Genomic DNA, 14891 nt, shown 5'->3' on the forward strand with positions numbered 1-14891 from the left:
GTCAGCGCGCCGTGAAGATCAGCACCGCACCCACCGGCACCGAGAAACTGATGGCCGACAACCCGGCCATCTTGCGCAGGCTGTCGAGGCCGGGGGCCAGGTTGAAGTCCTCGGCGTTGAGCACCAGAGGCTCCAGGGTCACCACCTGGAAGCGCCGGTCATCCAGGCGGGTGGCCAGCAGTTCGGCGTTGTAGGTGTGTTCCTGGCCGTGCAGGGCGACGGTGACCGGCAGCAGCAATTCGATCTGTGCGCCGGGGGCCAGGTCGTTGATCGGTCGCAGGTTGATCTGTGCACTGATCCGCGCCTCGGGAAACTGGGCGATCTGGAACAGTTCCTGGCGCATGCGCTCATCGCGCAAGGGAATCCCGCTGCTCACCGACTCCAGTTCGATCTGCAACTGCGCCTGGCCCTTGCCATCGACCTTGCCATGCAGCACCAGAAAGCGCTGGACCTCGGAAACACTGGCGTTCTTGGTGGTGACGAAGGACACGCGGGAAGATTCGTTGTCCAGGTACCAGTTGGCCTGGGCCGGCAGGGCCAGTACCCCGAGCAGGCTGAAAAGAAGGCGGATCGGCGTACGCATGCAAGCTCCCATGTACAGAAGGCGCCACCTTAACCGCCCGCCAGAAGGCTGGCAAACGTCACGGCAGGCGGCGCAGTAGAGCTAGAAGCGGTAGGTATAGTTCAGGTAGAAGCGTTCGGCGCTATGGCTGATGATGCCTGCCGGTCCTCTGGAGAGGCTCTGGCGCTGGATGCCGTCGGGCTCCCCGTGGGTACGAAAGCGCCCGTGCAGCCAGGCGACATCGAGCCCATCGAACCAGCCGTCGAAGGCATAGCGCAGCACGCTCTGAAATTCCCGGCGGGAAAAACCTGCGTAGCCTTTGGCGTGATTGGAGGCAGCGTAGTGCATATCCAACTTCAGCCGCGGCAAGCCGAAGTCGGCGAAATCCATGCCTCCCAGCAGCTTGAACATCTCCTCGTCCTGCAGGCCGAAGTAGTAGAACAGCTTGCCGCTGCTGTTCCAGGTGCCGTTGTCCTGGGCGAAGAAGGTGCGGTCATAGTCGTCACCCCAGACCTTGTTCCAGGTCAGCCCGGCGTAGTAGCGGCTGAACCGGTACTTGAACAGCAGATCCAGATGCCGAGCATCGTGAGAGCGCTCCGCCTCATACAGCCCGCGCACGCCGGAATACTCGAAGCGCTTGCCGGCATCCTGTTGGCGCCCCCAGATGGCATACACATCGATGCCGCGCTCGGGGGCCAGTTCGAAACTGTGGGTCAGTTTCACCGAGGACGCGCGCAGGTAGTCCCGGGCCACGCCGTGTTCAAGCTGCAGGTTGCTGCCACCAGGCAACACATGACCCAGGGCATAGAGCCGCAGGTCATCGATCCTCTGTCCTCGATAGTTGCGCAGGTCCTGGTTCCAGCCCGAGTCGTTGCGCGGGCTGAAACCGTCGATGCGGCTGAAGTTCAGGCTCAGCGCGCCACGCTCGTAGCTCAGGTCCTGGCCCAGGGTGGCCGCCGGCAGGATGCGCGAATAGCGATCGTCGCGGTAAAGCTGGTATTGCCGGCTTTTTTTCCCCACTCCGGCGCTGAAGGTTCCGGCTTCATCCACCCAGCGCCCACGCAGGTACAGTTCGAGGGGCTTGGCGATGCCATGGGGCTGCTGCACGCTGCGGTCGGCTCGCAGGTTGCTGATGTTGTTGGCGTCTCGCCCTACGTGCAAGGCATCGGCCAGGCCATAGCTGTAGTCGAGACCCAGCACCTCGCGGTACCAGCCGGAACTGAAGCTGAACTGGGTGGCCTGTACCCATTCATCCCGGGTCGGACCGAACCCTCCCCCGTCGTTTTCCTTCCAGTAGGACTGGCTGTAACGCAAGGACCTGCGGCTGTCCTCGAAAAAGCCCTCGGCCAAGGCCCCACCGGCCACCAGACAACACAACAGCCCGCTCAGATAACGTTGCTCAGCCCGCATGAGATCACCTGTTCTTATTATTGGAATTGGCGTCATGGCCGCCGAAGGCGGACCAGGCTTCATTCTCGGAGCAGCGGGGCAAAGGGCAATGGGCACTGGTTCCGCAGAATGGAACCCGGTGTCTGAGGAGAGCGTTGTCCGCGCAGCACGATCAGGGCAGCCGGAATACCCGAGCGGGAGGTTTCAGGCGATGTCTTTCTGCACCTGCTCGACGGTTTCCGCCAGTAGCCACAGGTGGCGGTTGCGCACCTGTTCGACACAGGCCAGGTCCCGCGGCCAGTGCAGGGCGATACTGCCGATCACCCGGCCTTCGGTCTGCAGCGGCAAGGCCACGGCGCGGATCAGGAACGGCAGGCGCACCGGGTATTCCCAGTGCCCTTCGGTGCGCTGGCCGAACCCCAGGTGCTGGGATTCCAGGCACTGTTGCCGGGCTTCGGCCGGCACCTGTTCCTGCTCGGCCAGACGCTCGACTTCTGCACTGGCCAGGGCCCCCAGGCAGGCCTTGCCCATGGCCGAATGAAACAGGCTGGCATGCTGGCCGACAATCCGGCTGTTGCTCGGATAGCGCTTGCGCAATACCTCGGGCACCGCACTTTCCAGGACCTCCAGGCTCTCGCCGTCGAAGCTCGACAGGTCGGTGACCAATCCGGTACGTGCACTCAATTCCAGCAACCAGGGCGCCGCCTGCTCCACCATCTGGCGCTTGAAGCGCTGCCGGCTGTCACCGAACAGGCTCCGGGCGCTCAGGCGGTAGCGCCGGTCACTCAGGCCTCGATAGATCCAGCCCTGTTCCTGCAGGGTCAGCAGCATGCGCGATACCGTGGCCTTGGCCAGGCCCGTCAGGTAGTGCAGCTCCTCCAGGCCCAGGGCCTGGTGCTGGCCGATCAGCTCGACAATGGCCAGGGCCCGCTCCACTGAGCGCACGCTGCCGGTTTCTACCTTGCTGGCCATAGTCCGAGCTCCCTGACTGAGGAAAAGGTTTTACCCAGCAAGATGCGGGCCTGCGGACCTTGGCGACCACACCCCTTTGATTACCGCAGGTTGCCCGGCGGCCGCTGCCGCACCCACTGCGTCAGCTGCTCATGGGCGTAAGCCAATTGCAGCACGGCGTGGTCGGCCTGGGCCGGACCGATGATCTGCAGCCCCATGGGCAAACCGGCCAGGTTGAAACCCACCGGAATGCTGATACTGGGCAAGCCGGCCAGGGTCGGGCCGATCACCACTTCCATCCAGCGGTGGTAAGTGTCCATTTCCTGCCCATCGATCTGCCGCGGCCAGGCTTGCCGTGCATCGAAAGGGAACACTTGGGCGGTGGGCAGCAGCAGGAAATCGTAACGCTCGAACAGGCGCTGCAACGCGCGATACCAGTCGCTGCGGCTCTGGGAAGCGCGATACACATCCGCCGCGCTCAGCTTCGCCGCGCCCTCCACTTCCCAGCACGCTTCCGGCTTGAGCCAACGGCGCTTGTCCGGGTCGTCGTACAGCGCCCCCAGGGAGCCCTGGACCAGCCAGTGACGGTGTACCAGCCAGCAATCCCAAAGCTGGGCCAGGGAAAAGTCCGGCTGGCAGCTTTCCACCTCGCAGCCCAGGCTGGCGAAATCCCCGAGGGCCTTTTCGCACAGGCCCAGTACGCCCTGCTCCATGGCCAGGTAGCCGTTGTAGTCCCCCAGCCAGCCCAGGCGCAGGCCCTTCACATTTCGTTGCAGCGCCGCCTCCGGTTGCGCCGATGGGTCCTTCAGCGACAGAGGCGCCCGGGCGTCAAACCCGGCCTGGGTACCCAACAGCCGCGCCACGTCGGCCACCGTGCGCCCCATGGGACCTTCGGTGGCCAACTGCTGCACGAACAGTTCCGGAGTCGGGCCGAACGGCACCCGGCCCTGGGAGGGGCGCATGCCGAACACGTTGTTGAAGGCTGCGGGGTTGCGCAACGAGCCCATCATGTCGCTGCCGTCGGCCACCGGCAGCATGCGCAGGGCCAGAGCCACCGCGGCGCCGCCGCTGCTGCCGCCGGCACACAGGGTGCTGTCGTAGGCGTTGCCCGTGGTGCCGAACAGCTGGTTGTAGGTATGGGAGCCCAGGCCGAACTCGGGCACGTTGCTCTTGCCGACGATGATCGCGCCACTGGCCCGGACCCGCGCCACGCTGATGGCATCCCCCTGGGGCACATGCTCGGCAAACAGCGGCGAACCCATGCTGGTGGTCATTCCGGCGGTGGCCGCCAGGTCCTTGATCGCCTGGGGCATGCCGTGCATCCAGCCCATGGACTGGCCCTGGGCCAACTGCCGGTCTCGCTCGTCGGCCTGCTCCAGCAGGGCCTCGGGGTCCCCCAGCGAGACCAGGGCATTGACCAGTGGATTGCAGCGCTCGATCTGCGCCAGGTAGGCCTGCATCACTTCGCGGCAGGACAGCTCGCGGGCATGGATGGCCCGGGACAGCGCCAGGGCATCCAGGTCGACAATCGACGCATTGATCGATGGTTCTGCGGGGTTGATCAAGACTCACCTCCCAGGCTCACGGCATCGGGTTTTTCGTCTCTGACCGCGTCATACATGCAGTAGGTACCCAGCAGGCTGAGGACCGAGGTCAGCAGGACATAGAAGGCTGGCGCCACCGGCGTGGCCATGACCTTGCTCAGCCAGGTCACGATCAACGGCGCAAAGCCACCGAACAGCATGACCGTGACGTTATACGCCACCGACACTCCGGTGGAGCGCACCTCGATGGGAAACTGCTCGGCCAGGGCCGTGGGGCCGGGGCCGAAGAAACCGCCGATGGCCCCGCAAAGCAGCATCTGCATCACCAGCAGGCGCTCGATGGATGGCGCCGCAGCGACCCACACATACAAGGGATAGACCATGACAAAAAACGCCAGGGTGAACGCCATCAGCACTGGACGTCGCCCAATGCGATCCGACAAGGCCCCGGCAAAGGGAATCACCAGGGTCATCAGGGCCACGGCGAACATCTGCACCAACAGCACCTGATCCAGGGGCAGGCCGAGGTTGGTGTGGGCAAAGGTCGGCATGTTCACCAGCACCACATAAAAGGACACGGTGCCCCCGCAGCACATGCACATGGACACCAGGATCGCTCGGCGATAGGCCGATACCACCTGCCACAACCCGGGCCCTTTGCCACGCACCTGCTTGCGTGCCTCGACAAAGGCTTGCGGCTCTTCCATGTACTTGCGGATCCACAGCCCCACCGGACCGATCAGCAGGCCGATCACGAATGGCAGGCGCCAGCCCCAGAGTTCCAGGATCTGGGGCGAGAAGAAATGGGTCACCGCCGCCACCATCGCCGCCCCGCTGAATACCGCCAGGCACTGCCCCACCAACTGCCAGGAGCCGTAAAGGCCCTTGCGGTGGGGCGGCGCACTCTCCACCAGGTAGGCCGTGGCGCTGGCGTACTCGCCACCGGTGGCAAAGCCCTGGAGCATGCGTGCCACCACGATCAGCAGCGGCGCTCCGATACCGATGGCCGCATAGTTGGGGGCGAACACGATCATCGCGATGGCCAGGGTCATCAGTTGGATGATCACCAGCATCGCCGCCTTGCGGCCCCTGCGATCGGAATAGATCCCCAGCAGCACACCGCCCACCGGGCGCATGAAGAAGCCCACGCCGAAGGTGGCCAGGGCCATCAGCAGCGAGGTGTATTCATCTTCCGCGGGAAAGAACTGGCGAGCGATGAAGCTGGCGAGAAAGCCGTAGACGATGAAGTCGTACCATTCCAGGGCGTTGCCGACCACGGCGGCAACCACCTGCCGGGTCCTGGAAACAGAGGGAGTCGAGACGCTCATGGGATGTTCCTTGGAGACTTTTGAGCCTTCTGGCGGGCTCGCTAAAGTGCCGGGCGCCTACAACACGCCCGGGGCAGTCAGGGACACAGGAACAGGAAGGGTCAGGACGGTTTGAGCCAGCTTTCCGCCAGGGCGCCCCAATAGGCCGCGCCGGTGAGGAGGATGTCGTCGTTGAAGTCGTAACCCGGGTTATGCACCATCGGCTGGGCCACGCCGTTGCCGATGAACAGGTAGCTGCCCGGGCAGCGCTGCAGCATCCAGCCGAAGTCTTCGCTGCCCATCAGCTTCGGCGTATTGCCGTTGACCGCCTCGGCCCCCACCAGCTCGACACCGATCTTGCGGGCGAACTCGGTTTCCTCCGGGCTGTTGACCAGCACCGGATAGGCCGGGCGATGCTCGATACTGACCGAGCAACCGAAACTCTCGGCCTGGGTGCGGATAATGGCCTTGACCCGCTCCAGCATCTGCTCGCGCACCGGTGCGTTGAGGGCCCGCAGGCTCAGGCGCAGCAGGGCCTGCTGGGGAATGACGTTGGCCGCCTCGCCTGCTTGCAGGGCCCCTACGGTGACCACCGCGGCTTCCTGGGCATCGATGTTGCGCGCTACCACTGTCTGCAAGGCCATGACCATGCTCGCCGCTGCCATCAGCGGGTCTACCGTCAGGTGCGGCATGGAGCCATGGCCGCCGACGCCTTCGACTATCACGTTGAGCAGGTCCTGGGAGGCCATCATCGGCCCCTCGCGAAAGCCCAGGTGCCCGGCCGGCAGCCCCGGCATGTTGTGCAGGCCAAACAGGGCATCACAGGGGAAACGCTCCAGCAGGCCGTCGGCAAGCATGGCCTCGGCGCCACCCTGGCCCTCCTCCGCCGGCTGGAAGATCAGGTTCAGGGTACCGTCGAACTGCCGGGTCGCCGCCAGGTAACGGGCCGCCCCGAGAAGTAGGGTGGTGTGGCCGTCATGCCCGCAGGCGTGCATGCAACCGCTGTAGCGGCTGCTGTAGGGCACCCCGGTGTTCTCGATGATCGGCAGGGCGTCCATGTCGGCCCGCAGGCCCAGGGTGCGGGGGCTGCTGCCGTTGCGCAGCACCCCTACGACGCCGGTCCGGCCCACGCCGGTGTGCACTTCATAACCCCACTCTTCAAGGCTGCGGGCCACCAGCGCCGCGGTGCGGTTTTCCTCGAAACCCAGCTCGGGGTGGGCGTGAATGTCCTGGCGGATGGCCCGCAGGTCGCTGGCGACATCGTTGAGCCAGGCAAGAATGTGCTGGTGTCGGGTCATGGCGTATCTCCTCTGGGCCGGGTGGGTTCCCGTTCTTTTTTTCGGAGCGCTGCACGAGGGCCAGGGCGTGCTCGAAGCTCTGCGTCAGATAACCGCGAGCCGGGGCACAGGACAATCAAATGTGGTTCCACTGGATGGAACACAAAGCTGCCGCCATCGTTTCGACCCCGGTCAGGGGTCCAGGCGGCAACCTTCACGGGCACTGCGCCAGACCGCGCTATGGGTGCGCCCCAGCGCGCTGGCGGTGACACGACGGGGCTGCGGCTCATCGAGAAAAGCGCTGGTGGGCAGGTACTGGCGCACGTAGGCGCGGCAGTAGTCGGCAGGTTGTTGCATGACGTAACGGCAGGAGCAGTACTCCTTGGCGGTGTAGGCCCCGAGGATGTCCGGGAAGGCCTGCAACGCCACCCGCTGCTGCCAGCCCCAGCCCAGCAGCAGGAGCAGCCCGAGCGCCAGCAGGCTGAGCAGCGGACGCCGACGGATCAAGGGCCAGGGCTTCATGGCTGCTCCGGCGTGGCGAAGGCGGCCAGCACCCGCTTGAGCAGTTCATTGTGCTGGTAGCTGCCGTCACGGTCGTCGCCATAGCGCACGATCACCAGGCGCTGCGCCGGCAGCACATACAGCGCCTGGCCCCAGTGTCCCAGCGCGCCGTAGGTATCGGCGGGGGCATCCGGCCAGGGCCGTGGCGCCCCGTCCACCTCGCGGTTGAGCCACCAGTGCCCGCCCGCCACGGCCACGTCCTGGTTGGCCCGATAGCCACGAAAGGGCGTGCGGCAGAATTCGACCCAGGCCTTGGGCAGCAATTGCCGGTCGCGCCAACGGCCATCGCGCTGCATCAGCAGGCCAATGCGAGCCAGATCGCGGGCCGTCAGGTAGAGGTACGAGGAAGCGACGAAAGTGCCAGCAGCATCCCGCTCCCACACCGCCTGGGTGATACCCAGGGGTTCGAACAGGGCACGCCAGGGATAGTCCGCATACTGCCCCTCCCCCACCATGCCCCGCAGGCTGGCCGCCAGCAGGTTGCTGTCGCCGCTGGAATAGCGAAACACCTGGCCCGGCGGGCCGGAGGCGGTCTGTTGCGCGGTGAAGGCGGCCATGTCCCGGTGCCCGCGGGTGTAGAGCATGGCCACCACCGAAGAGTTGAGAGGGGCGTATTCATAGTCTTCCTGCCAATCCAGGCCCGAGGCCCAGTGCAGCAGGTCCGCCAGGGTGATGTCGGGATGGGCCTCGAGCGGCGGGTAGAACTTCGCCGCCGGGTCCTGCAACTGGAACCGCCCCTCGCCAAAGGCCACCCCCAGCAGCACCGCCAGCAGGCTCTTGCTGGCGGACCAGGCGAGATGGGGCGTCTGTGGCCCGGTTGCCCCGGCGTAGCGCTCGTAGAGCAGTCGACCGTCGCGGATCACCAGCAAGGCGTCGGTGCGAATGCCCTGGCGGGATTCATCGTCCCGGGGCACAAAGGCGTATTCCTCCAGGGCCTGCAGCGCCGGGCCGCTGGCTGGCGTGCCCTGGCTCCATTGCAGCGCCGGCCACTCCTCGGCCCGGGCCGGCAGGCTGAGTAATAGAAGCAGGGCCAGCAGCAACCAAGCTTTGGGCATGAAGGACACTCGAGAGCCGTCTGGGGCCGAGCCTATTGCGGGCACATGACCGTTTCGCGACAACCTTCGCCGGCAAGCCGGCTCCTACAGGGTTGGGCGAATATTCGATAGGGCGCGAGAACCGCTTCTTGTAGGAGCTGGCTTGCCAGCGAATGCGGTTTCGGAGACTGCGCATTCCTCGCGGCAAGCCGGCTCCTACAGGGAGGCCAGGGCCTTGGCCAGGCGCTGTGCGCGAGCGCTGGCGGCGAGGTCCAGCAGGGCCTGGTCGCGGGTCCATTGCTCGCGCCAGAGCTGTGGCCCCTGGGCGAAGGCAATGCCGATCTCGGGTTTCAGCGCCTCGAACTGCACGAACAGGCCCGCCAGCAGAATGTGCCCGCTGCTCAGCGCCGGGTTCTGCCGGCTGGCTTCGGCGCAGCCGGCCAGCAAGCCCAGCAATTGCAATTGCAAGGGCTGCGGCCAGCCGCTGTCCTGCCCCACGCCATACAGCCAGGCCAGCATGGCGCTCAGGACATAGATGTCTTCCAGGGTGCGGAACGGCTTGACGTAGGCATCCCAGCCGTCGCCGGCGAGCAACTCGCAGGCGGCGTTGTCCAGCTCCAGGCAGCCGTGGCTGATCTCCGGCATCAAGGCAATGGCGGGCAGGGTCTGGACCTTGACCCCGGGCTCGCCGGGATAGACCACCGTCAGGCGCAGGGCTGCGCGCTCCCCCGGGGCTTCGCAGCGAGCCGCCACCAGCAGCCAGTCGGCGGCATCGCCGGCAGTGACGAAATCCTTGCGCCCGTGCAGGCGCAGATCCTCCAGGCGGGTCTGCATGTCCGCCGGGCGCAGGCTGCGGCGTTCGGTCGCGCACAAAGCCCCCAGACTGGACGGCGCGCTGGGCCACAACATGCGCAATGCCGCCTGGTAGCCCACCAGGAACGCCAGCCCCGGGGTGGCCATCAAGCGCCCGCCGCGCACCGCCAGTTCGAAGGGCGTGACGTTGCCCAGGTGCGCCAGCAAAGCCCCGTAGCCCTCGGCCAGGTCGGGGTTGGCGGGCAATCGTTCACGGCTCTCGAGCAGGGCTTGCCAGGGCATTCGAAGGTCCTCAGGGGCTGTCATATAAGCATCACCAAAGCTTCATGGCGATGACACCGGGGCTACATAGCCTGACTTTGCACAACAAAGTCGATTGGCTGCAACCCAAGGCGGGTCAGTAGCCCGCACGGAGATTCACGATGACTCAGATCGCCCGCATCAGCGACACCGGCACTGAACGCCGCCTGCAAGCCGAACGCCTGATCGGCGCGAAGGCTCTGCAAGAAGCCCAGGCCCTGCGTTTCAACGTCTTCAGTGGCGAGTTCAACGCCAAGCTCAAGGGCGCGGAACTGGGTCTGGACATGGATGACTATGACGTTCATTGCAGCCACATCGGTGTGCGCGACCTGAACACCGGGCGCCTGGTGGCCACCACCCGCCTGCTGGACCACCAGGCCGCCAGCAGCCTGGGGCGTTTCTACAGCGAAGAAGAATTCAGCCTGCACGGCCTGGTGCAGCTCAAAGGGCCGATCCTGGAGATCGGCCGCACCTGCGTCGACCCGGCCTACCGCAACGGCGGCACCATCGCCGTGCTCTGGGGCGAACTGGCGGAAGTGCTCAATCAGGGTGGCTACAGCTACCTGATGGGTTGCGCCAGCATCCCCATGCAGGACGGCGGCGTGCAGGCCCAGGCGATCATGCAGCGCCTGCGCGAGCGCTACCTGTGCACCGAGCACCTGCGGGCCGAGCCGAAGAACCCGCTGCCGAGCCTGGACATTCCGTCCAATGTGATCGCCGAGATGCCGCCCCTGCTCAAGGCCTACATGCGCCTGGGCGCGAAGATCTGCGGCGAGCCGTGCTGGGACGAGGATTTCCAGGTCGCCGATGTGTTCATCCTGCTCAAGCGCGACGAGCTGTGCCCGCGCTACGCCCGGCACTTCAAGGCGGCGGTCTGATGCGCCGGCTGCGGGTCTACGGGCGCATCGCCCGAGTGCTGCTGGTGGTGGCGCTGGGCCTGAGCATGGCCAGTATCTTCGGTTTGCTGGAACGCTTGGGGGTCGCCAACTCCATGGTCCGGCGCCAGCGCTGGTCGCGCTTCTTCATGGCACGCTTGAGCAATGCCCTGCCCTTTCAGGTCTCGGTGCATGGCGAGCTGCCCCGCCAACCGATGCTCTGGATCAGCAACCATGTGTCCTGGACCGATATCCCGCTGCTGGGCATGCTGACGCCGCTGTCCTTCCTGTCCAAGGCCGAAGTGCGCACCTGGCCGGTGGCCGGTTGGCTGGCCGCCAAGGCCGGCAGCCTGTTCATCCGCCGCGGCGCCGGTGACAGCCAGTTGATCCGCAAGCAGATGACCCGGCATTTGCAGGAGCAGCACCCACTGCTGCTGTTCCCCGAAGGCACCACCACCGATGGCCGTGGCCTGCGCACCTTCCACGGGCGCTTGCTGGCCAGCGCCATCGATGCCGACGTCTGCCTGCAACCGGTGGCGATCCGTTACCTGCGCGACGGCCAGATCGATACCCTGGCGCCCTTCATCGGCGACGACGATCTGCTCTCGCACCTGATGCGCCTGTTCGCCAATGACCGGGGCCAGGTGGAGATCCACCTGCTCAAGCCGATTGCCTGCCAGGGCCAGGAACGTGCGGCGCTGGCCTTCCAGGCCCAGCAAGCAGTGCAGAAGGCGCTGTTCGGTGATGTCATGCTGCCCGCCGAACCACGCCGCAACGGCGAACTGGTCGCGGCCTGAAACTCTCTGCAGGAGCCGGCTTGCCGGCGAAAAGGCCCTTGAAACCTGCGTCGGTCATGAGAGCACCTTCGCTGGCAAGCCAGCTCCTAAAACAGCCATCGTGAGTCAGGGCAATTGGATGTGCTGCGCGGCGAATGCCTGCAATTGCGGGTAGAAAGCACGGAAGTCTTCGCTCAACGGTTCATACAGCCGTTCCAGCTCGACCATCGCCGCGGTCAGCTCCTCTGGCCGTGACAGGCGCCGGGCAATCCCCCGCAACACCGGCTCCAGCACCGCGAACTCGCGATAGGAACCCAGCCAGTCATCCGCCGCCATGTAAGGCGCAATCTGCGCCAGCCGCGCCGGCAACTGCGGCTCGGCCGCCAGCACCCGGTACACCTCGGCGGTGAACAGCGGCAGGGGCCGGTCGGCGTAATGCTGCCAATCCCGGGCCAGGCAATGGTCGAAGAACACGTCGATGACGATGCCGGCGTAACGCCTTCGCGTCAGGGAGAAACGCGACAGCGCCGCCACCACCAGCGGGTGACTGTCGGTGTAGGTATCGATGCGCCGATGCAGCTGGATCGCCGCCTCGACCTCGGGCGAAAACTGCCCTTGCAGGCGTCCCTTGACGAAATCGCCATACAGGCTGCCGAGTAATTGACCCGGGCGCTGGCCGCCAAGGTGCAGATGTGCGAGATAATTCATGGACGCAGCTTAGCACTGCGACCAACATATCGTTATAACCCGATATACCGATAAGTAATGATTTAAGACCAAAATCATATTGGTATATCGCGAAATAACGATTTAAATTTCGCTTCATCGCGATACAACGTTTCACAAAAAACGAGCACCGCCATGTCCCTCGACCTCGACGAAATAATAAAAGCCCTGGCACATCCGGTTCGCAGGGAAATCCTGCACTGGCTGAAAGATCCGACTGTCGAATTTCCCGATCAGGCTCACAGCAATGAGCACGGCGTCTGCGCCGGGCAGATCGACCAACGCTGCGGCCTGTCGCAGTCGACCGTGTCCGCCCACCTCGCCACCTTGCAACGCGCAGGCCTGATCAGCAGCCGGAAAGTCGGCCAATGGCATTTTTTCAAACGCAACGAGGAAACCATCCAGCAGTTCCTCACGCAAATGAGCCAACAGCTCTGACCTGACAAGGACCCGACAATGCCCCTTTCGCTTCTCATCCTGGCCTTGAGTGCCTTCGCCATCGGTACCACCGAGTTCGTCATCATGGGCCTGCTGCCCGATGTGGCGGCGGACCTCGGCGTGTCGATTCCCGGCGCCGGCTGGCTGGTCACCGGCTACGCCCTTGGGGTGGCCATCGGCGCGCCCTTCATGGCCCTGGCCACTGCCCGCCTGCCCCGCAAGGCAGCCCTGGTGGCGCTGATGGGAATCTTCATTGTCGGCAACCTGCTGTGTGCACTGGCCAGTGATTACAACGTGCTGATGTTTGCCCGGGTGATCACCGCGCTGTGCCATGGTGCCTTCTTTGGCATCGGTTCAGTGGTGGCCGCCGGCCTGGTGCCCGCCAACAAGCGCGCTTCGGCCGTGGCCCTGATGTTCACCGGCCTGACCCTGGCCAACGTCCTTGGCGTGCCCCTGGGCACCGCCCTGGGCCAGGCCGCCGGCTGGCGCTCGACCTTCTGGGCGGTGACGGTCATCGGCGTGGTGGCGCTGATCGGCCTGCTGCGCTTCCTGCCGGCCAAGCGCGACGAGGAAAAACTCGACATGCGTGCAGAGCTGGCGGCCCTCAAGGGCGCGGGTATCTGGCTGTCCCTGAGCATGACCGCGCTGTTCGCCGCATCGATGTTCACCCTCTTCACCTACGTTGCACCGCTGCTCGGTGATGTCACCGGTGTCTCGCCCAAGGGCGTGACCTGGACCCTGCTGCTGATCGGCCTGGGCCTGACCCTGGGCAACATCATCGGCGGCAAACTGGCGGACAAGCGCCTGGGCGCCACCCTGATCGGCGTGTTCGCGGCCATGGCCGTGGTCTCCACCGTACTGACCTGGACCAGCGTGGCGCTGATCCCCACCGAGATCACCCTGTTCCTCTGGGCCACCGCTTCGTTTGCCGCAGTGCCGGCGTTGCAGGTCAACGTAGTGACCTTCGGCAAGGCCGCACCGAACCTGGTTTCGACCCTGAACATCGGCGCCTTCAACATCGGCAATGCCCTGGGTGCCTGGGTCGGCGGCAGCGTCATCGCCCACGGCTTCGGCCTGACCAGCGTGCCGTTGGCAGCTGCGGCCCTGGCAATCCTGGCCCTGCTGGTGACGCTGATTACCTTTCGCCAGGGCGGCAATGCCGAACTGGCTCCTGCAACCCACTGATCCTCTCCCTATCCCTTAAAGAAGGCTGCACTCCATGACGACTCTCTTTGATCCGATCAAACTCGGCGATCTCGAACTGTCCAACCGCATCATCATGGCGCCGCTGACCCGCTGCCGCGCCGATGCCGGCCGCGTACCCAACGCGCTGATGGCCGAGTACTACGTACAACGGGCTTCCGCCGGCCTGATCCTCAGCGAGGCCACCTCGGTGACCCCCATGGGCGTGGGCTACCCGGACACCCCCGGCATCTGGTCCAACGACCAGGTGCGTGGCTGGGCCAATGTGACCAAGGCAGTACACGGCGCCGGCGGCAAGATCTTCCTGCAGCTGTGGCACGTCGGACGCATCTCCCACCCGTCCTATCTGAACGGCGAAACCCCGGTGGCACCCAGCGCCCTCCAGCCCAAGGGGCATGTCAGCCTGGTGCGCCCACTGGCCGACTTCCCAACTCCGCGGGCCCTGGAAACCGCTGAGATCGCCGACATCGTCGACGCCTACCGGGTCGGCGCGGAAAACGCCAAGGCCGCCGGTTTCGACGGCGTGGAAATCCACGGCGCCAACGGCTACCTGCTGGACCAGTTCCTGCAAAGCAGCACCAACCAGCGTACCGACCAGTACGGCGGCTCCCTGGAAAACCGTGCCCGCCTGCTGCTGGAAGTCACCGACGCGGCCATCGAGATCTGGGGTGCCGGCCGGGTAGGCGTGCACCTGGCACCACGTGCCGACTCCCATGACATGGGTGATGCCAACCTGGCGGAGACCTTCACCTACGTCGCTCGGGAGCTGGGCAAACGCGGTATCGCCTTTATCTGCTCCCGGGAGAAAGAAGGCGCCGACAGCCTGGGCCCGCAACTCAAAGAAGCCTTCGGCGGCCCCTACATCGCCAACGAACGCTTCACCAAGGACAGCGCCAACGCCTGGCTGGCCGCTGGCAAGGCTGACGCCGTGGCCTTTGGTGTGCCCTTCATCGCCAACCCGGACCTGCCAGCCCGCCTGAAGGCCGATGCGCCGTTGAACGAAGCGCACCCGGAAACCTTCTACGGCAAGGGCCCGGTCGGCTATATCGACTACCCGACTCTGTAAGCCTGCATCGCTCGATAAAAAGCCCCGACTCTCGCGAGCCGGGGCTTTTTCATGGCCTGCACATTCGTT

At 65.2% G+C, this 14891-nt stretch carries 15 protein-coding genes; 5 read left to right on the top strand and 10 right to left on the bottom strand.

From position 1 onward, the window contains the following. Position 1: 1 nt before the first annotated feature. From AC1RCO_RS09750 to AC1RCO_RS09790, 9 genes are all read right to left on the bottom strand, one after another. Positions 2-583: a YceI family protein gene (locus AC1RCO_RS09750; RefSeq protein WP_015634448.1), complete on the bottom strand. Its 582-nt coding sequence runs from the start codon at positions 581-583 to the stop codon at positions 2-4. A gap of 81 nt (positions 584-664) precedes the next feature. Continuing rightward, a complete protein-coding gene (locus AC1RCO_RS09755) occupies positions 665-1972 on the bottom strand; it encodes an OprD family outer membrane porin (protein ID WP_125063293.1) in 1308 nt (435 codons plus the stop codon). A gap of 183 nt (positions 1973-2155) precedes the next feature. Continuing rightward, positions 2156-2923 carry an IclR family transcriptional regulator gene (locus AC1RCO_RS09760; RefSeq protein WP_053149449.1) on the bottom strand — a complete coding sequence of 256 codons (768 nt, stop codon included), beginning with the start codon at positions 2921-2923 and terminating at the stop codon, positions 2156-2158. Positions 2924-3003: 80 nt separating this feature from the next. Then, the gene (locus AC1RCO_RS09765) at positions 3004-4467 is read right to left on the bottom strand and encodes an amidase (protein ID WP_220223818.1); all 1464 of its coding nucleotides are present in this window, start codon (positions 4465-4467) and stop codon (positions 3004-3006) included. After that, the gene (locus AC1RCO_RS09770; RefSeq protein ID WP_145712771.1) at positions 4464-5774 is read right to left on the bottom strand and encodes an MFS transporter; all 1311 of its coding nucleotides are present in this window, start codon (positions 5772-5774) and stop codon (positions 4464-4466) included. The genes AC1RCO_RS09765 and AC1RCO_RS09770 overlap by 4 nt, the downstream gene beginning before the upstream one ends. A gap of 101 nt (positions 5775-5875) precedes the next feature. After that, positions 5876-7051, bottom strand: coding sequence for a M20 aminoacylase family protein (locus AC1RCO_RS09775; RefSeq protein ID WP_065364441.1), 1176 nt, complete (start codon positions 7049-7051; stop codon positions 5876-5878). Positions 7052-7222: 171 nt separating this feature from the next. Next, a complete protein-coding gene (locus tag AC1RCO_RS09780; RefSeq protein ID WP_011059685.1) occupies positions 7223-7552 on the bottom strand; it encodes a hypothetical protein in 330 nt (109 codons plus the stop codon). Further along, positions 7549-8646: a serine hydrolase domain-containing protein gene (locus tag AC1RCO_RS09785; protein WP_065364442.1), complete on the bottom strand. Its 1098-nt coding sequence runs from the start codon at positions 8644-8646 to the stop codon at positions 7549-7551. Before AC1RCO_RS09785 ends, AC1RCO_RS09780 begins: the two co-directional genes overlap by 4 nt. Before the next feature lie 195 nt (positions 8647-8841). Continuing rightward, entirely contained in the window at positions 8842-9720 is an 879-nt protein-coding gene (locus AC1RCO_RS09790; protein ID WP_011059683.1) for an acyl-CoA dehydrogenase middle domain-containing protein, read from the bottom strand. A gap of 140 nt (positions 9721-9860) precedes the next feature. On the opposite strand from AC1RCO_RS09790, the gene olsB reads away from it, so the two are divergent. Both olsB and AC1RCO_RS09800 read left to right on the top strand, forming a co-directional pair. Continuing rightward, positions 9861-10616 (top strand): L-ornithine N(alpha)-acyltransferase, encoded by a 756-nt coding sequence (gene olsB / locus AC1RCO_RS09795; protein ID WP_015634439.1) that lies wholly within the window; start codon positions 9861-9863, stop codon positions 10614-10616. After that, a complete protein-coding gene (locus AC1RCO_RS09800; RefSeq protein ID WP_011059681.1) occupies positions 10616-11410 on the top strand; it encodes a lysophospholipid acyltransferase family protein in 795 nt (264 codons plus the stop codon). The genes olsB and AC1RCO_RS09800 overlap by 1 nt, the downstream gene beginning before the upstream one ends. Before the next feature lie 105 nt (positions 11411-11515). Here AC1RCO_RS09800 and AC1RCO_RS09805 read toward each other — a convergent pair whose 3' ends face one another. After that, positions 11516-12097, bottom strand: a complete 582-nt coding sequence (locus AC1RCO_RS09805; protein WP_011059680.1) for an acyl carrier protein phosphodiesterase — start codon at positions 12095-12097, stop codon at positions 11516-11518. A gap of 153 nt (positions 12098-12250) precedes the next feature. Here AC1RCO_RS09805 and AC1RCO_RS09810 point away from each other — a divergent pair, with 153 nt between their 5' ends. Genes AC1RCO_RS09810 through AC1RCO_RS09820 form a run of 3 tightly spaced genes read left to right on the top strand, consistent with a single transcriptional unit; the run spans position 12251 to position 14822 of the window. Beyond that, on the top strand, positions 12251-12553 hold the full coding sequence (locus AC1RCO_RS09810; RefSeq protein ID WP_011059679.1) for an ArsR/SmtB family transcription factor: 303 nt from the start codon (positions 12251-12253) through the stop codon (positions 12551-12553). A gap of 18 nt (positions 12554-12571) precedes the next feature. After that, entirely contained in the window at positions 12572-13738 is a 1167-nt protein-coding gene (locus tag AC1RCO_RS09815; RefSeq protein WP_011059678.1) for an MFS transporter, read from the top strand. A 34-nt stretch (positions 13739-13772) separates the two neighbouring features. Then, positions 13773-14822, top strand: a complete 1050-nt coding sequence (locus AC1RCO_RS09820; RefSeq protein ID WP_011059677.1) for an alkene reductase — start codon at positions 13773-13775, stop codon at positions 14820-14822. Positions 14823-14891: the final 69 nt, after the last annotated feature.

The organism is Pseudomonas sp. GW823-FHT03E05 (assembly GCF_058796855.1).